The organism is Rummeliibacillus pycnus, assembly GCF_050459865.1.
Lineage (GTDB): Bacteria > Bacillota > Bacilli > Bacillales_A > Planococcaceae > Rummeliibacillus > Rummeliibacillus pycnus_B.
The window spans coordinates 1-16387 of the sequence record NZ_JBCMNM010000068.1 but is presented as its reverse complement, the minus strand read 5'-3'; the positions used below and the strand labels follow the sequence as shown (position 1 = coordinate 16387).

19 protein-coding genes are annotated in these 16387 nt (G+C 31.4%); 8 read left to right on the top strand and 11 right to left on the bottom strand.

The window, feature by feature from the left end; translation table 11 throughout:
• Nucleotides 1-30: 30 nt before the first annotated feature.
• Nucleotides 31-657: a LysE family translocator gene (locus ABE048_RS14125; RefSeq protein WP_430311902.1), complete on the bottom strand. Its 627-nt coding sequence runs from the start codon at nt 655-657 to the stop codon at nt 31-33.
• Between the two features lie 1169 nt (nt 658-1826).
• Here ABE048_RS14125 and ABE048_RS14120 point away from each other — a divergent pair.
• The 3 genes from ABE048_RS14120 (at nt 1827) to ABE048_RS14110 (ending at nt 4150) form a co-directional block, all read left to right on the top strand.
• The gene (locus tag ABE048_RS14120) at nt 1827-2663 is read left to right on the top strand and encodes a transporter substrate-binding domain-containing protein (RefSeq protein WP_430311901.1); all 837 of its coding nucleotides are present in this window, start codon (nt 1827-1829) and stop codon (nt 2661-2663) included.
• A gap of 80 nt (nt 2664-2743) precedes the next feature.
• Nucleotides 2744-3406, top strand: a complete 663-nt coding sequence (locus tag ABE048_RS14115; protein WP_430311900.1) for an amino acid ABC transporter permease — start codon at nt 2744-2746, stop codon at nt 3404-3406.
• Between the two features lie 15 nt (nt 3407-3421).
• Nucleotides 3422-4150 (top strand): amino acid ABC transporter ATP-binding protein, encoded by a 729-nt coding sequence (locus ABE048_RS14110; protein ID WP_430311899.1) that lies wholly within the window; start codon nt 3422-3424, stop codon nt 4148-4150.
• A gap of 80 nt (nt 4151-4230) precedes the next feature.
• Here the strand turns inward: ABE048_RS14110 and ABE048_RS14105 are convergent, their stop codons facing one another.
• A complete protein-coding gene (locus tag ABE048_RS14105) occupies nt 4231-4413 on the bottom strand; it encodes a hypothetical protein (RefSeq protein WP_430311898.1) in 183 nt (60 codons plus the stop codon).
• A 262-nt stretch (nt 4414-4675) separates the two neighbouring features.
• Here ABE048_RS14105 and ABE048_RS14100 point away from each other — a divergent pair, with 262 nt between their 5' ends.
• Complete coding sequence (locus tag ABE048_RS14100; protein WP_430311897.1) at nt 4676-4837, top strand: hypothetical protein; 162 nt, start codon at nt 4676-4678, stop codon at nt 4835-4837.
• A 28-nt stretch (nt 4838-4865) separates the two neighbouring features.
• On the opposite strand, the gene ABE048_RS14095 is transcribed toward ABE048_RS14100, so the two are convergent.
• From ABE048_RS14095 to ABE048_RS14085, 3 genes are all read right to left on the bottom strand, one after another.
• On the bottom strand, nt 4866-5741 hold the full coding sequence (locus ABE048_RS14095) for a TIGR03943 family putative permease subunit (protein WP_430311896.1): 876 nt from the start codon (nt 5739-5741) through the stop codon (nt 4866-4868).
• Nucleotides 5742-5754: 13 nt separating this feature from the next.
• On the bottom strand, nt 5755-6639 hold the full coding sequence (locus ABE048_RS14090) for a permease (protein ID WP_430311895.1): 885 nt from the start codon (nt 6637-6639) through the stop codon (nt 5755-5757).
• Between the two features lie 956 nt (nt 6640-7595).
• The gene (locus tag ABE048_RS14085) at nt 7596-7883 is read right to left on the bottom strand and encodes a hypothetical protein (protein ID WP_430311894.1); all 288 of its coding nucleotides are present in this window, start codon (nt 7881-7883) and stop codon (nt 7596-7598) included.
• A 262-nt stretch (nt 7884-8145) separates the two neighbouring features.
• Between ABE048_RS14085 and ABE048_RS14080 the strand changes: the two genes are divergently transcribed.
• Nucleotides 8146-8604, top strand: coding sequence for a VOC family protein (locus ABE048_RS14080; RefSeq protein ID WP_430311893.1), 459 nt, complete (start codon nt 8146-8148; stop codon nt 8602-8604).
• Nucleotides 8605-8732: 128 nt separating this feature from the next.
• Here the strand turns inward: ABE048_RS14080 and ABE048_RS14075 are convergent, their stop codons facing one another.
• The 3 genes from ABE048_RS14075 to ABE048_RS14065 form a co-directional block, all read right to left on the bottom strand.
• The gene (locus ABE048_RS14075; RefSeq protein WP_430311892.1) at nt 8733-9239 is read right to left on the bottom strand and encodes a cysteine hydrolase family protein; all 507 of its coding nucleotides are present in this window, start codon (nt 9237-9239) and stop codon (nt 8733-8735) included.
• A 337-nt stretch (nt 9240-9576) separates the two neighbouring features.
• On the bottom strand, nt 9577-9786 hold the full coding sequence (locus ABE048_RS14070) for a hypothetical protein (protein ID WP_430311891.1): 210 nt from the start codon (nt 9784-9786) through the stop codon (nt 9577-9579).
• Nucleotides 9787-10009: 223 nt separating this feature from the next.
• Nucleotides 10010-10567: an N-acetyltransferase family protein gene (locus ABE048_RS14065; protein ID WP_430311890.1), complete on the bottom strand. Its 558-nt coding sequence runs from the start codon at nt 10565-10567 to the stop codon at nt 10010-10012.
• A 217-nt stretch (nt 10568-10784) separates the two neighbouring features.
• Between ABE048_RS14065 and ABE048_RS14060 the strand changes: the two genes are divergently transcribed.
• The 3 genes from ABE048_RS14060 (at nt 10785) to ABE048_RS14050 (ending at nt 12355) form a co-directional block, all read left to right on the top strand.
• Nucleotides 10785-10961 carry a hypothetical protein gene (locus ABE048_RS14060; RefSeq protein ID WP_430311889.1) on the top strand — a complete coding sequence of 59 codons (177 nt, stop codon included), beginning with the start codon at nt 10785-10787 and terminating at the stop codon, nt 10959-10961.
• 91 nt (nt 10962-11052) lie between these two features.
• Nucleotides 11053-11589: an HXXEE domain-containing protein gene (locus ABE048_RS14055; RefSeq protein ID WP_430311888.1), complete on the top strand. Its 537-nt coding sequence runs from the start codon at nt 11053-11055 to the stop codon at nt 11587-11589.
• 424 nt (nt 11590-12013) lie between these two features.
• A complete protein-coding gene (locus tag ABE048_RS14050) occupies nt 12014-12355 on the top strand; it encodes an ATPase (protein ID WP_430311887.1) in 342 nt (113 codons plus the stop codon).
• Nucleotides 12356-14014: 1659 nt separating this feature from the next.
• Here ABE048_RS14050 and ABE048_RS14045 read toward each other — a convergent pair.
• The 3 genes from ABE048_RS14045 to ABE048_RS14035 form a co-directional block, all read right to left on the bottom strand.
• Nucleotides 14015-14230, bottom strand: a complete 216-nt coding sequence (locus tag ABE048_RS14045) for a hypothetical protein (RefSeq protein WP_430311886.1) — start codon at nt 14228-14230, stop codon at nt 14015-14017.
• A 674-nt stretch (nt 14231-14904) separates the two neighbouring features.
• On the bottom strand, nt 14905-15363 hold the full coding sequence (locus ABE048_RS14040; protein WP_430311885.1) for a DUF2262 domain-containing protein: 459 nt from the start codon (nt 15361-15363) through the stop codon (nt 14905-14907).
• A gap of 240 nt (nt 15364-15603) precedes the next feature.
• The gene (locus ABE048_RS14035; protein WP_430311884.1) at nt 15604-16161 is read right to left on the bottom strand and encodes a GNAT family N-acetyltransferase; all 558 of its coding nucleotides are present in this window, start codon (nt 16159-16161) and stop codon (nt 15604-15606) included.
• Between the last annotated feature and the right edge of the window lie 226 nt (nt 16162-16387).

The following is a 16387-nucleotide window of genomic DNA, read 5'->3' as shown; positions in this document are numbered from 1 at the left end:
TAGTATATTCATATATTAAAAAACTTTAGTTTAATTTTTCTCTAATGCTAATTTAATCCCAAACCCTACTAAGACAATACCTGTAGTACCTTCAATTACCATTTGAGTTTGAGGCTTCATCATAAAAGTACGAATAGCATTTAATAATAGAATATAAAAAATAAACCAAATTGCCGTTAAAGCAAGATATGTTAACCCCATCCAAACAAAAGGTAAAAATGAATGATTCTTCGGATCAACAAATTGAGGCAAGAAAGTCAAAAAGAATACTGCTACTTTAGGATTAAGTAAATTTGTCAGAAATCCTTGTTTAAAACAGGAACGATCATCATATTTCATTTCAACTTCTTCCAACATTTCCATATCCCTTTTCTGCTTTCTCATAGAAATAAATGATTTAACACCGAGATAAATTAAATATGCCCCTCCTACATATTTAAAAATCGAAAATACAAATGCAGATTTAGCGATAATTGCGGACAAACCTACAACAGCTGCAAATGTATGAATTAACAAAGCACAACAAGTACCAAGTATCGTTTTTAAGCCACCTTTTTTACCTATAGTTAACGTATTCTTTGTTGCAATCGCCGTATCTGGTCCAGGTAAAAGTATAAGCAAAATACACATTGTCACAAACAGCCAATACTGTTCCATGTTAATCACCTCTTCCTTTTATGACTATTATTTTATCAGAAAATTAAGAATTTAAAATAACTATTTTAATCTCATTACTCAAATGTATCTATAAAAAAATATTGATATTTATCAAAAGATGTATGTGAATCAATTTCATAAATCCGTTTTCGGTTTTTAAATACGAACATTTTAACACTTAACTTTTAACTGTTCAGATTTGATTGTTCCACTCCGCTACAGACAGGCGCTTTCCGCGGGCAAGCATCAAGCCTCCTCCTCACTTCGTTCGTGCGGGGTCTTGATTCGCTTGCTCTTCCCGCAGGAGTTGCCTGTCTTTCGCTCTGTTGGTAACTATTCATTCGTATATGGCATCAATCTTGGAATATCTAAATGAAACATTCTTATAAATCTAATTTTGGTTTTTAAATATGAACATTTAAACTCATTAACTTTTAACCATTCAGATTTGGATGTTCCGCTCCGCTACAGACAGACACTTTCCGCGGGCTTAGCTTCAATCTCCTTGTTGAAGCCTGACACGCTTGCATAGTAGCTCGACTTAGTAGTACTAGGTTGAAGGCACTTAAAAAGTAAAAAATAGTTGAAAATTCATTTTAAAAATCTATCATTATTGATGTGGAATTAGCGAAGACTCTTGCGGGAAAGCGAGACAGGTGAGACCCCGCAGGCAGTGGAGCTGCCGAGGAGGCTCGTCAGTTCGCCCGCGGAAAGCGAAGCTAATTCCACATCATGCTGAAAATAGATTAATACTATTAATATTTGTATTTAAACACTTTTTCAGTACCCTTACTACGTTCCTGCAGGTCATTCAGCTCAACCTTTTCCCGTAGGATTATGAATGAACATTGCACAAAGGAAGTGTGAATGCATTTCGTGGACTCTACCTTTTTCGCTTCACATTGAACAAAATTCGATATCATGAAATGCTCGTATAGTTTATATGAATTTTGAATTATTCAATTGATTCATCTAACAAAAACAGAACTTATTTACCTTAAAATACCATTTGTGATTATCGTCATATTTTTTAAAATCGCGAATATATTTTATAGTACAATTAAATATTTTTGCACGAATATTGGTTTAAAAGTTTGTAATCGTCTTTTCTACAAGGGGGATTGATGATATGCATTCTATTAAATAAATAGAATTAAGGGGGATATTCTATGAAAAAGGTTTTTATATTATTTATGTTAGTTCTATCAGTGATCTTAACTGCATGTGGCGGCTCTGGAACAGATAATAGCGGTTCTGAAAGTGGTACATCTACAATTGAAAAGATTAAGAAAAACAAAAAAATCGTAATTGGGACTGCACCTGGTTATGCACCATTTGAAATGACTGATCTGAAAGGAAACTATGTTGGTTACGATATCGATACTGCAAAAGCAATTGGAAAAGCGCTGGATGTGAAAGTTGAATTTAAAGAGTATTCCTTTGATGGTTTAATTGCAGCTCTACAAGTTGGAGAAATCGATATGATTATTTCCGGGATGACTATAACTGGACCACGAGCTCTATCGGTTAGCTTCGCAAATCCATATTATAAAACAAAACAAGTAGCACTTGTACCAAGTACAGATACAACTACTAAAGTATGGACAGACTTAGACAAAAAAGGAAATAAGATAGCTACAGTCGTAGGTACAACTGGACAACTTATTACCAAAAATACATTTAAGAATGCCGAAATTAAAGATTATAAAGAAATGGCTGCTGCAGCACTTGCTATGATTTCTGGGCAGATCGATGGTGTAGTTTATGACGAATCTTCAGTCCGTGTTTGGAATAAACAAAATGGCAAATCTAGAGTAATTGACAATCAAATTTCTGCTGAGAATTTAGGGATTGCTGTAAAACATAATGATTTAAAAACTGTTCAATGGTTAAATTCATTCTTATATAGCTATATTGACGGACCAGATGAATTAAAATCTAGAAATTATTGGTTTGAAAGTGATGAATGGTACGACAATATTAACAATAAAGTAGAAGCCGAATAATGAGTATGGAAGAAAGTATTGTATATACCATCCTTACTTTCTTCCTTTTATTTTTATATTGATTAAAAGGGGATGACTTTATGATTTATCAACCAGACTGGAGTATTATTACAAATAATCTAGGTATATTTTGGGAAGGTTTACTGTTAACTCTTCGAATTTCAGCACTTTCTTTACTTTTGGCCATCCCAATCGGCATCATTGTGGGTATAGGTCGTATTTCCAAAAATCGCTTAATCAAATTTCTTGCCTCTGCATATGTAGAAATTATAAGAGGTATACCACTAATTGTTATACTTATCTGGATATATTTTGTATTGGGTCAGTTTTTAAAATTAGGTTCTTTTTGGGGTTCTATCGTATCTTTAGCCTTTTTCTCTGGCGCATTTATAGCTGAAATCGTAAGAGGTGGTATCCAATCTATTCCTAAAGGGCAAATGGAAGCTGCAAGGTCTTCAGGTATGACCCATTTTCAGGCCATGAAACTTATTATACTTCCACAAGCGATTCGAAAAACACTACCACCAATGGCATCACAATTTATATTATTAATAAAAGATTCTTCACTTGTATCCACGATCTCAGCGGTTGATTTGACATTAAAAGCTACTAATTTAGCCGCAGTATCTTATCGTTATATTGAAATCTGGTCATTTGTAGCGGTTGTATATTTTGCTGTGACATTTACATTATCATTAATCATTAGACAATTTGAGAAAAGACTATTAAAAAATGAGTTCTAGAGAGGTGAATCTATTATGATAACAATCAAAAATGTTTCGAAAAGTTTTGGGAAAAGTAAAGTATTAGAAAATATTAATCTAACTGTTCATAAATCTAACGTAATTGCTTTGATTGGTCCAAGTGGTGCTGGAAAATCCACTCTTATTCGTACCATAAATGCACTTGAAGAGATTGACCACGGTGAAATTATTGTTGAGGATGTTTCGATTCATCAAAAAGGAACTGACATTAATAAGGTTCGCACACATATTGGATTTGTTTTTCAAAGTTTTAACTTATACCCATTTTTAACTGCGTTAGAGAATGTTACAATTGCCCCGATTAAAGTGAAAGGGGTTGAAAAAGAAAAAGCAATTGCTAAAGGTAAAGAACTACTCACATCACTAGGATTAGAAGACAAATTTGACGTTTACCCTTCCCACTTATCAGGTGGCCAACAACAAAGAGTAGCAATTGCAAGAGCCCTAGCAATGGAACCTCATGTTATGCTTTTTGATGAACCGACTTCAGCACTGGATCCTGAAATGGTAAAGGAAGTTTTAGACGCTATTCGTAATTTAGCAAATGAGGGAATGACAATGGTGGTTGTTACTCATGAAATGGGGTTTGCCAAAGAAATTTGTGATCAAATTGTTTTTATGGCTGAAGGTCAAATTGTTGAAGTAGCTCCACCAGAAGTATTTTTTTCAAATCCTCAATCCAAACGTGCAAAATCATTTTTATCAAAAGTATTAAATCACTAAATCTTTGTTGCGATCAAACTCATATTATTATTATTTTTCGCATAAAAAAAGCACTCTTCAAAGAGTGCTTTCTATCTGTATTAACCAAGTAATTCATGTTTTACAACTTCATAGGCCTGACAAATTGATTCCAATTTATCAGAGGGCTCATTTTGAATCAATTGATTTGCAATTGTATAAAGATCTGCGTCATCATGAGCCGCTAAATCCATAAGAATTTGGCTTTCAATCTTTTCTACATAAAACTCTATTGTGCTATTCATTTGAAATACTCCTCAAGTTAATCTATATGAACATCTTGTTGTTATTTACATTTTTTAAACATCTTTATCTTACATGGTCTGACATCATACATCCAGTCTTTTGCTCTATTCCCCATTTATATTGCGGCAAATATTTGACATTATATAATCTTAGCTGTATGAGACCGTTTACATTATTTCACACAAAATTTTCAGAACTTTAATTTTCTTACTTGCAAAAAAGAACGAATGTTCCTATAATGTAATTGAGGTGACCAACAACATGCATCCGCTAGACAATCAAAAGTATACACTTTCCCCCAATGACAAAAACGCTTTAGAAATCGTAGTAAAAGAATTACTACGTACATCATCGAAAGAACTTCTATTAGAAAACCTTACTACCTATGAGATTGAACAAAAAAACAAAACGGCTGCTCGTTAGAACAACCGTTTTGTAAAAACTGAGTTATTTACTTATTCACTTTAACATTTGGATTATCATAGCCGCGGAATGTATAGGGTTCTTCTGGCTCTTGAGTCTTTTCTATCTTCGTTACTTTTAAATATGGAATATTCGATTTAAATGGTTGATAGTAAATTGTCGATAATTTCCCTTCAACATTCACCCATTCATCATTTTTTAAATGAAGATCTTCTGGAAGTTGTACAAGCATCCCATAAACGCCAGCATCCGCTATACAATGAATAACGCCAAAACGTAATACAAATACTTGATCTTTCCCTAACTCATTAGCTTCACCATGATAGATAAATCCTTTATAGGAAACTGTTTTACCGATGAAGTTTCCTGGGAAGTTATATAATGTCTCCATACCCATTAAGAAATTATTATCATTTAACGCAACATGATCCATCTTAGAAAATTCATCTAATTCTTGTTGCATGAGATCTAAATAACCGTCTTTACCAAAGAAAACACTTGTATCAGGTTTTAAATATTGTGGTTTGATAAACTGGTCGCCTTTTTGTAACGTATTGATTGATTGGAAAGAAAATCCCTTCGACCTAACAACTGTTGAATCAAGTGTAGCAATTGGCAAACATAATCCCGTAATTAGAGGAAAAGCAAACAAACCATAAAAAAGAATTCTTTTCCACCAAGGCATATCTTGCTCATGTTCATGGTCATGACCACAATCGCAGTCAACTTTTGAATCACCCTTTGCAATATTGAAAATTTGCACAACCGTTAATATCGCAAATAATATAATACCTATAATGTTAATATATTCATATTTCATATTAATGTATTTCGCATTATCGCCCGAAGCAAAGAGGTAATAAAAGAAATACGTAAATCCCATTAAGATTAAAGCTCGGATCATCAATATTTCCCTCCTAGACTAGCATAGAGCTGATAAATACGAGTACAACAATATACAAAATCAGCACTGCAATGAATTTTTTCTTAAATGTATGATACAACATCAATAAATTTTTGATATCCACCATCGGTCCAATTAATAAAAAAGCGACCAATGATGATGTAGAGAAAGTACCTCTAAATGATGCAGCGATAAATGCATCTGCTTCTGAACATAAAGACAAAATAAACGCTAATGCCATCATGACAAGTGATGAAGTTGCTTTCGTTTGTCCAAGCTCCATTAATACAGATGTTTTGACAAATATTTGCATAGAAGCTGCGATAAATGCACCAATAATTAAATATTTACCTACAGAAAAGAATTCTTCAACTGCATGATTTAATGTGCCGACAAATTTTTGCCAAAGAGTTTTTGGGTGTTCATGATGGTGATTATGCTCATCTTCATCAAGGAGCTGTGTTCCCTTGCCCTTGTATTGGAAAGATAAGATAATCCCAATTACAAACGCAATTAATATAGCAAATCCTGCCCGATACCATACCATTTGCCAGTTATTACCGAAAGCGATAAATGTTGAGAACAGCACAATCGGGTTAATAATTGGACCCGTTAACATAAATGGTATCGCCACATGCAGAGGAACTCCCTTTTTTAATAGACGATGGACGATTGGTATAATACCACATTCACATGACGGAAATAGCGCCCCAATCAATGCTCCGTATAAAACGGCTAGTACTCTATTTTTGGGTACTATCTTAGCTATCATTTGCTCTGTTACGAACATTTGAATAAGACCTGATATAAACACACCAATTAGCACAAAAGGCAAAGCTTCTATAATAATACTAATAAAAATCGTGTTTAGTTGTAAAAATGTAGACACTCTTCTCAAAACCTTCTTTTCTACATATTTTTAAGCTTCTTAAAAATCTTTTTTATATAATGCACTGTTAAATTTGAAAGTTATATTTGAATGGATTCGTTAAAGTGGCTAAGAACTGCTACCATGTTGTTAGAAAAACGTATGAGAAAACACCTTGGCTCAAGAGGTTTGTGCGATTAGTTTTGTAGCACTTTGTATAAAAATCAACTGAATCTTTAACATCACCTTATATAAAAAAGAGATTTATTCAATCTTAATCGAATTTAGCCAAATAACAAGACTCAATTTATGGGTTTTAGGTTGCATTATTAGTCAAATAAAAAAGTATCTCTATTAATTAATTACGAAATAGAGATACTTTTTTAATATGTTTAATAATATTTACTTTCTTCGATTATTAATCCCTTAATACCACTTGTTACGCCGATATCTTCACTTGCGATCGCTGCAATTCAATTAGTAAGATAAAAATTTATTACATTTCTGATAAACATAAAAAAAACACACCTTTAAGATGTGACCACTTTAAATAAATTGTAAGCAAGTATTAGGAATAGTATCGACGATATCGATCCTGCAATTTTATTTGGAACATGAAAAATCATAAGTATGTATTTCAATATCAACACCAGAATTAGTGGTATACCTAATATAATTGCAAGCTGATAAGCTAGCCCATTTATAACACTGTTATCAAAATTAGCATCAATTATATCCATCAAGCACCTCCGATAAAACTACTATATGTAATTGTAGGAGGTATGTATATTACATATTTGATATCAAAAGAAAAAGGACATCATAAAGATGTCCTAACCCAAAAGGGGGAGTTTTACATTGTGAGATTCACATATCATATAAACAAAATATACTCTCAAGCTTACGATCTACGTTTTAGATACTCAATGCTTCGTATTATTCGCTTATATCAAAAGTACTTAAAAGTTCAGACTAAGCTCTGTGGTTTAAATTGTCTCTTTAAATTTGAAATTATATTTCTTATTTACCTTTTCAGCAATTATTTCAAGAAACTCTTGAACTGTTATTCTTTCTATTTTTTGAGTATACCAAGCAAGTTTTGCTCCATAGTCTTTCTTATTATAATTAACTTCTAAGGGCCAAAAATTCCCTGTTGCGTAGGTATAATCAAATTTAACATATAATTCTTTTCCATTAGGACATTCCATTATAACTTTATAAACAGGATTTTTTCTTTCCGGCTCAAATTTAACTTTTCTAATTTTAGTAAGCATTTTATTCCTCCGATAATTAATAAAAACAATATTAATATCGGAATATGGAAATAAAATTTAATTGTTGCAGATCATATTCCAATTACGATATAAAAGCCAACTGATCAATGTAGTGACCTGCCCCATTGGGTTAGACAAAATAAAAAAGAAACAGGTTACAATGTTAGATTAAATAAGTTCATCCATAAGTTGTATGTTAAATAATTGAAATTATCTTTATATTGGAAACATAGAAATACATATGAAAGTAGGTTATGTTCCAATGATTAAAGGCTTATATGAAGCACATTTACCCGTTAGTAATCTTCAAGATTCTATAGAATTTTACAAAAAATTAGATTTAGAAATTGCTTATCAATCAGAACACGTTGTATTTTTTTGGATTGAAAGAGGAAAAAGTTGGTTAGGTTTATGGGCAACCGATAAAGTTAAAACCTCTTATCACCCTTCATTAAGGCATGTTGCTTTTCAAATAGATAGAAAAGATATGAAAAATATTAACTATTGGTTAGAGGAAAAGGGAATAGCCATCAAACCCGATTTTGAATTTTCCGGTGAAGAACAACCGCTTGTATTAAACAATAATCCTCAGGCTCATGCAGCTATTTATTTTGAGGATCCTGATGGTAATAGTCTAGAATTTATTTCTCCTTTAAGATTAGACTTTGAAGAATCATTTGAAAAGATGACTTTAGAAGAATGGGAACGAACAAAGGAATAAAAATTAGCCTCCTGTTCCAAAAAGAACAGCAGGCTTAATCAAAACTTCTGCGAATACTTCATCTCACTATGTGTAGATATCCCTTAATATAACTAGTCTCCTGTATTCCATGCGTAATCAAGTTAATATCAATCTTCTATAAATTCCAAAAATCTACTATTCCATATATTTTCATAAAAACCAATCGTTTCTTCAGCTGACATAAATGAATTTTTCAAAGTAGAAGTTGCCTTTTGCACCATTAAATTTTTGTATCCTAAACCATGAGAAAATTTAATAGTGGTATCCATGCAATATTCAGTTTGGGCACCACAAAATTCAATACTATGTATAGATAATTTATCTAAAAGATTCTTCAAGTTCGTTTTGTAAAATGAATTTGCATGAGTCTTTCTTACAAAAAAGTCTTTTTCCCGAAAATCTATATTAGAATTAATATTCCAAGGTTGTTCCCCAGGTACTAATTCTTCATCACAATGTTGGACAAAAATTATAGGTTTATCTAAATCTCTATATAAGGATATTCTTTTATTCACTTTAATTAATAAATTTTCTAAATCAAATAAATTCCCCCCACCGTAACATACTCCATTTTGCAAATCTATAACAATTAATACATCAGCATACTTTCCCATAGTTTCGCCTCTTTTTCATTTTTTTAAGTTTGTTTAATATGATAATTATTCTATCATAAAGTAACGGCTTCATTCAGATCCTCCCCTACGAAAGACACCCTTGTCTTTTAACAGTTCCTACTGCTAAGTTCTGTAATGGACTTTCACCACTGAGTTATCACCTATGCCAGGCGTACATACCAGAAAAAGGACCAAATATGATCCTTTTATTTAACTGATTATCAACACAATCGTTTTACAGAGCCTATAAAAAAAAGCACTAAATGAACGCAGTTATTACGTAAATTTAGTGCTCCTGGTTTTTCAAGTATGCTTATTAAATTAAGTATATTTTAACCTATTTATTCAAATTACATTTAGCTTTTCCATTATTTCGATAGCGTTGTTTGTCTTGTTTCATATTTTCTTTTAAAGTGCTAATTATACGTTTCAGTCGCTTAATTTCTTTGTTTTTATTAGCTAATTGTCGTTTCAAGTGATAGTTTTCAGCTTCGATTAACTTATAGTGTTCCCACGTTGATTGTTCTCGTACAGTTTGTTCATTCATAGTTAAACACCTCGGCACGATTTTTTATTTAGCTAACACTTTTTCTAAATCTGATAAACGAGAGTTTTCGCTTATCTACTTTTACTATATCATGTTGATTGAATTTGTTCATCCACTTAGTTACTTACTTCATCCAAACTTCTGTGTATAGTTTATCTCGCTGTGATTTGGTATATGAGTTTCATGATTCATGCAGCTCCTATTAGACTGGAAAAAGATCGTATTAAACCCTGAATAAGATTGGTATATTATCTATCCTTTCTCTCCAGATCATATGATCATATCCTTTACCCCAAAAATCTTCAAATAAATAATCAGGATTACTGAATTTCTTCTTCCATATCTTCTGTGCATTTGTATATCCACTATCAAGACAAAATTCTTTTATTCCCTTGTTCAGCAATGTAATGTACATTACATTCAAAAGCAAATTACCTATTCCACTTCTCTGATGAGTGGGGAGGACAAATACTGTCCCTATTTCTACCAATTCTTTAAATGCCCCGTTTGTGCACTCAATAATCAAGTCGCTAGCAGGACCATATTCAATGGTTCCTATAACTTGTTCATTAACTAACGCGATCAGAAAGTATCTTTTTGCTCCATTACTTTCAAAATCCATATTTAGATAATTAATTTTATTTTGTATTTCATTCTCTATCTCATTTACTTCATCTTTTAAACCCTCATTAGCAAATGTATCTGAAATTACTTTTCTAAAAAATAGATGCAATTCACCTATATCATCAACTTTTGGTCTCCTAATCTCAACATTGTACATTTAAAGACATCCCTCCCTACTTATAACAAAATTCTACTTTCAATAATACTATATGCGATAGATCCTTTTTAAGTCGTTTTAACTGCCCCATTAGTTGCTGATAAGAAAAAGAACTGGCATTTTGTTGAATAATTTTCTGTCACATCACCTACGAAATGTGTATTACTTACTCCCTGAAATATATGGTATAATTCTCCAAAAGAGAGGTGACAAATAAATGGGAATTGGATTTGGTGATGCATTTCTTACTATTATTCCACTCGTAACAATGATCTTTTACATAGCTCCTGTTGTATTCATAATTTGGTTTTTAATTAAATTTCTTAAAGTTCAACAAGAAAAGAATGAAATATTAAGAGCAATAGCTGAAAAGCTAGATAAGCAAAATGATTAGACAGGTAATCCTGTCTTTTAAATTTTTATGAAGCATCATCTAAATGATAATAAAGATGTAATTTAAAAATTTTCGAAAATGAGGTGTAAATATGGAATTTTGGTTTAATGTTCAAACACTTATGTGGTTGTTTCCGATTTTATTTATTTTACATGACTTCGAAGAGATTATTATGGTGGAGAAGTGGTTATATAAGAATCGCAACAAGTTGTATGAAAGACTACCCCAAAAATTAGCAGATAGGGTAGTTAAACAATTTTCCATGTCTACAGCACAATTTGCTGTTGCAGTATTATTTATCTTTTTATTTGTAAGTATCTCTACTATTATGGCTAACCAGTATTTAACTAACGGCAAAGCTTTTAACATCTATTTTTTCACTACGGTAACATTAGTTTTTTTTATCCATGCATTTACTCATATTGGACAATCAATATTATTTCGTTCTATTACTCCCGGAGCAATAACATCGTTAATAATCATAATTCCATACAGTTTTATTTTATATAAATCTTTGTTTATTCAAGAAATCGTTACTTGGAAAATAATCTTTATTAGTTTACCTTTTGGTATTTTATTTTTTCCAATTGCTTTTACTGCTCACTGGATAGGAAAAAAGGTTATATAAAATTCAAACTTACTTTGCGAGAACCCATTATTAGTTTCAAACATTAAATGGGTTCATGCTCACCCATTTAAGGTTCCTCATTACTGCACATTTTTCTTATGTTGTACATCATCCTTCAAAATTTTATCAAAATTTTTGCTTTAGGAAATCTCCCAATGTAAGCTCATCAGCACCCACCTAGTTTGTTAATTTCTCCATATTATTCAATTCCCTAGTACAATTAGCTCAGCACTCTAGCTCTAACCACAATAGAAATGTTTTAGGTTCGCTTTACTATTGATAAGTTTTTTATTAATTCAATCACATTTTTATTCTATTTTTATTAAATATGATTAATATGACTAGAGAACCTAAGGGAGTACTGAATACTATGAAAATGTAATCTGCAGATTATCAATCTTTAATTGAAGGAGGTGAATTTTATATGCCTTTAACTACTGGACCAATTGAGAATACAGGAAATCAACCAGCTAATGCAGCTAGCGTTCGTATCAAAGTTCTTAACCTTACTGGAGGTTTACTAACTGGAGTCGTTAGAGTTTTTAAACTCAACGGTACTAGACAATTACTTTCAACTACTCCTTTTGCCGTAGCTGCGAGTGCTTCTGATTTCGTAACACCTAGTGTAAGCGGTGCGTTTCAATATGAAGTTGAAATTGTTCCGAATCAAACTGGTGGATTATATAGTGTTTACGGAAGAACGGCTGCAGGTACTATCATTACTGCCCAACGTTTTGTAAACTCAGAATTAACTTCGATACTTTAACTAAAATACAGTTCTTAAAATGGAAAAGCCTTATACTAGTTATTAGGCTTTTCCTCATTAGTCAGTTACTTTATTTTCTCGACATTAGTTACATCATAAAGATAAATATCTGTTTTCTTATTTTAGTACGTACATAAGGTTAATTTTAAACTCCACTCCATCTTGTCTATCTGCTTCCTATTTGGAATCTGATGTCACAATGAATCAGTACAAATACATTACTTGTTTCATTTCGTGAAGTTTCCAATTTGTTGCTTAGAACATATCCATTCATATTTGGATTATTTACTAATCAATCAATGATGAAATTTGATAAAGTCTCATGCTTATTTTGCAATTTCAGTGGTAATAATGCAATAGTAGTCTTCATGGATCATAACAAAGCATTATTGTATTCCATCCTTTTTCCTCTACAGTCCATTGCTCAATGAATGAGTAGTGATCAATTAATAACAGTTCCCGGAGTAACAGATTATTTTTTTATCGTGAATAGAAATTTAACAATTTGAGCAAAATAAAACTAATATTATATGGAGGTGAAAATATATTGATTAAAATCACTGCAGAAATTAATTTACATGATTTCCTTTTGATTTTAATTATCCTATTTAGTTAGCTCATGTGATTTTAGTGTTATGACAGGACAATACATTAATTAATATTTGAATACATATCGAACACCCTTTAAATCATTCTTTCTCAAGATAATGAAGTACATATTCTAATGCTGAAACATTACCTTCACCAAATTCTATACTTTGTCCTGTTATTACTTAGGTTTGTAATGATCCTCACCTTATTACACATCCATACTAGTACACAATATATCATCATATCGATATTTAATTGACTGTTATCATGTTCCAGTATCGTTCTGTAATAACGCATTTCAATTTAAATAGAAAGATGATGATAAGTTTTTTTACTAGATAGATATAAAACGTCTGTAATCGAATCGCTAGATATATTTTAATGAACACATAAGAAAATGCACCTGTTTATGGTGCTATATTTCTTTACTACTTAATTACTCAACCTCTTTGTTATTCCTTCCTTTTAAACGTTTTGAGCTTCCTCGTATAACGGTGCATGGTTTACGTCATTCTTGTGCTGAAACAAACCACGTGTGCCCAAAAATCCAAAATAACAAAAAAACCACCCTAATGAAAGGGTGGTCTGAGTGTAAGCGATAGGTTCTATAAAGCCCGTCAGATTAAGCTTCTAGTAGTAAATCTTCTGGGTTTTCGATAAGGTCTTTAACCACTTTTAAGAATCCAACTGATTCTTTACCGTTGATTAAACTACTTTCGTATTATTGAGTTTCTACCTATATAATATAATAAAATCTTTAAAAATGGTTATTTTCAATGAATCATAGTTGTATGAATTTGTATCATTCTATACGGTTTAGGTAGTCAAAATGGTAGTCAAGTTATTTCAGGCGGGTAGCCCCTAAAATCTTTAGGTTACCCTAAGGCTCATTGTAAAGTCATGATTATACATTGAAAAGGCAAAACATAAAATAATAATCGTACCTTAACAGAATAATACACCTAAAGGTAGGTCAAGACCCAGTAAACTATATCTCCTTCACGATTGTAGCAAAAGGCGGATGGTAATAGGTAAAACCCCAAAATCCAAAAAATCTCTGGGGCTTTATTATATATTTATCTCTTTTTTCTTTTTGGTTTGTTTATGTCTATAAAGGAATTTACGACCTGCTAGAGAAATCAGTAGTAAGATCAGTATTAGTACTAAAATTTGCATATTTGATAAATTAAAATATTTAGCACCTGTAACAATTAAAAGTGTAGAAATCGTACCTTTTACAGTGAAAAATATAACAATCCATAACCCGCCTTTTTTCCAGTTCATTTTTATTTTATTCCTTCCTACGTTTAAATTCATAAAAAAATCAATAATAATTCTTGAAAGTGTCACTTTAATTGAAGTATATTACATTAATAATAAAGTAGACTTTTTTACAAAAATCATTTCCAATTAAATGTGATGACTTCATATTAAATGTAAATGATATTCATTGTCAATTAATGTTTTTATTCCGAGCGTATCCATAATAGTACGATTTGAATAACCATTCTTTTCAACTCAATCACTTTCCACTTTGTTTCTTTTGGGTAATGAACTCTTGTCTTTAAATGAAAAATACCTCCATTGAATTTGCATACTTAGTATGCGAATTCAGGAGGTGTTTTTTCATGTACCACTATACGGTTCACTTTTAATTGTTTTAATGATATTACTATTGGTTGCGGCGTTTGTTTTATTTTTCTTAGGTCATTACATTGTGGTGTTTATTTTATTTGGAATTTTTATGCTGATTTTGAACTCTATTAGTAATTGGTTAGGAATTAAAAATGCAGATTACGTTTATAGAAAAAATTATAAGAATAATGAGAAGTGGTAATTACGCTTAGGTAGGGGTTGTTCAACGATATGGCACTATATATAAAGAAAGAGCGCAATTCTCTACTCTAGAATTGCGCCCGATAATTAAATATCCAAATTTATATTTTATCTACTTAAAACTACACATCTGCATTTAATAATTTATAATCATTATCAAAATAGGCATGTATTCTGTGTCCACCAAATAAATCTCCATCATGATATTCACAGTATATATCATTTGCTCTAATTTCAATGTCATAGAGAGTAATTGCTTCAGCAAATTCTTTTTTAGTTACATTATATTCTCCTGCATCTACAGCATCCCAATTTAGATTTTCATCATCCTCATCATACTCCGGCCAAAAATCATTTTTGTAATCAATCAATTTCTCTGTTATGGCTATTTTCGCCTTTTGATCAAATTCTTCTAAGAATAAAAAAAGTTTTTCTGCTCTTTTAAGCATCCCACTTTTATCAACTAATTCATTTTTTATATTTAATTTCCAATGTATTTTCCCTTTACTTGCCTCAAATGTTTTACGATTCTCGTAATATGTAAATGCTCCAATTAATTCACTTTGTATTGATTTTTCCATCGCTTAATCCCTTTCTATTAATGAATCTTCTAAGTATAATATTCTATTTTACTAAACATTCATCCTCCATTAATTGGCCCTTTAGCTAAAGAAGGCACAATTCTTTTTCAAGAATAGCGCCCTATAATGGAATAAATTAAATATGATCTCAATCATAAAATCACTTAATACTTCTTTCACTAAAGCCCCTGTTAGTTGAACAAGAAAATTTAACTTCAAGTTCGAATTTCATTTAGGTAATTAAAACTCTCCCTTTAAGATAGAATACATTTTTAAATCTTGATGTTTTCCTTTCGCAAATATTGCTTTTCTAATTATCCCTTCAAAAGACATTCCCGTCTTTTCCATTACTCGTGCTGAACCGATATTTTCTACAAAACACCTTGCTTGGATACGAACTAAGTCCATTTCTTTAAAACCGAATTTTATTATTTCCTTTGCTACTTCAGTAGTTAAGCCTTTTCCCCGATAGTCCTTAGAAATAACATATCCGATTTCAGCAGTTTTATGATTTGGTTGCCACCAAACAAAATCGATAGTTCCAATGAATTTTCCATTTTCCTTGTATTCAATTTCCCACGGTGAAACCTGCTTGTTTTCATATTTATTCAATACAATTTCAACAAAATCTTTTGTATCAGATATTGTTTCGTGGGTATTCCAAGTTACATACTTAGATACTTCTCCATTTGAACCATATAGGTACATATCTTCAATATCTTCTAAAGTGACTTTTCTAAGAATAAGACGTTCTGTTTCTAAGATAGGTAAGTCACCATATATTTTCTCAACCTTCATTTAATCCCCTCCACTAATTACTTGCTGAGTAACACTACTATACAGTAGTTGTCTATTCCTCCTCCTTCTTGTTGAACTAACCTATACCGATTGTTTAAGTCAATCTTTCAAAAAAAACCAAACTATCATTATCAAAAGTATTCAATTTTTCTTGAGATTCTTCCTTCATTAAATGGCCCTTAAATGAAAATAAGCGCTTATCCTTATTTGAAGTGACCCCAAAAAG

Coding starts and splice junctions, on each gene's coding strand:
- ABE048_RS14125 (WP_430311902.1), bottom strand. CDS start 657: ATGGAACAGTATTGGCTGTTTGTGACAATGTGTATTTTGCTTATACTT.
- ABE048_RS14120 (WP_430311901.1), top strand. CDS start 1,827: ATGAAAAAGGTTTTTATATTATTTATGTTAGTTCTATCAGTGATCTTA.
- ABE048_RS14115 (WP_430311900.1), top strand. CDS start 2,744: ATGATTTATCAACCAGACTGGAGTATTATTACAAATAATCTAGGTATA.
- ABE048_RS14110 (WP_430311899.1), top strand. CDS start 3,422: ATGATAACAATCAAAAATGTTTCGAAAAGTTTTGGGAAAAGTAAAGTA.
- ABE048_RS14105 (WP_430311898.1), bottom strand. CDS start 4,413: ATGAATAGCACAATAGAGTTTTATGTAGAAAAGATTGAAAGCCAAATT.
- ABE048_RS14100 (WP_430311897.1), top strand. CDS start 4,676: ATGCATCCGCTAGACAATCAAAAGTATACACTTTCCCCCAATGACAAA.
- ABE048_RS14095 (WP_430311896.1), bottom strand. CDS start 5,741: ATGATCCGAGCTTTAATCTTAATGGGATTTACGTATTTCTTTTATTAC.
- ABE048_RS14085 (WP_430311894.1), bottom strand. CDS start 7,883: ATGCTTACTAAAATTAGAAAAGTTAAATTTGAGCCGGAAAGAAAAAAT.
- ABE048_RS14080 (WP_430311893.1), top strand. CDS start 8,146: ATGATTAAAGGCTTATATGAAGCACATTTACCCGTTAGTAATCTTCAA.
- ABE048_RS14075 (WP_430311892.1), bottom strand. CDS start 9,239: ATGGGAAAGTATGCTGATGTATTAATTGTTATAGATTTGCAAAATGGA.
- ABE048_RS14070 (WP_430311891.1), bottom strand. CDS start 9,786: ATGAATGAACAAACTGTACGAGAACAATCAACGTGGGAACACTATAAG.
- ABE048_RS14065 (WP_430311890.1), bottom strand. CDS start 10,567: ATGTACAATGTTGAGATTAGGAGACCAAAAGTTGATGATATAGGTGAA.
- ABE048_RS14060 (WP_430311889.1), top strand. CDS start 10,785: ATGGGAATTGGATTTGGTGATGCATTTCTTACTATTATTCCACTCGTA.
- ABE048_RS14055 (WP_430311888.1), top strand. CDS start 11,053: ATGGAATTTTGGTTTAATGTTCAAACACTTATGTGGTTGTTTCCGATT.
- ABE048_RS14050 (WP_430311887.1), top strand. CDS start 12,014: ATGCCTTTAACTACTGGACCAATTGAGAATACAGGAAATCAACCAGCT.
- ABE048_RS14045 (WP_430311886.1), bottom strand. CDS start 14,230: ATGAACTGGAAAAAAGGCGGGTTATGGATTGTTATATTTTTCACTGTA.
- ABE048_RS14040 (WP_430311885.1), bottom strand. CDS start 15,363: ATGGAAAAATCAATACAAAGTGAATTAATTGGAGCATTTACATATTAC.
- ABE048_RS14035 (WP_430311884.1), bottom strand. CDS start 16,161: ATGAAGGTTGAGAAAATATATGGTGACTTACCTATCTTAGAAACAGAA.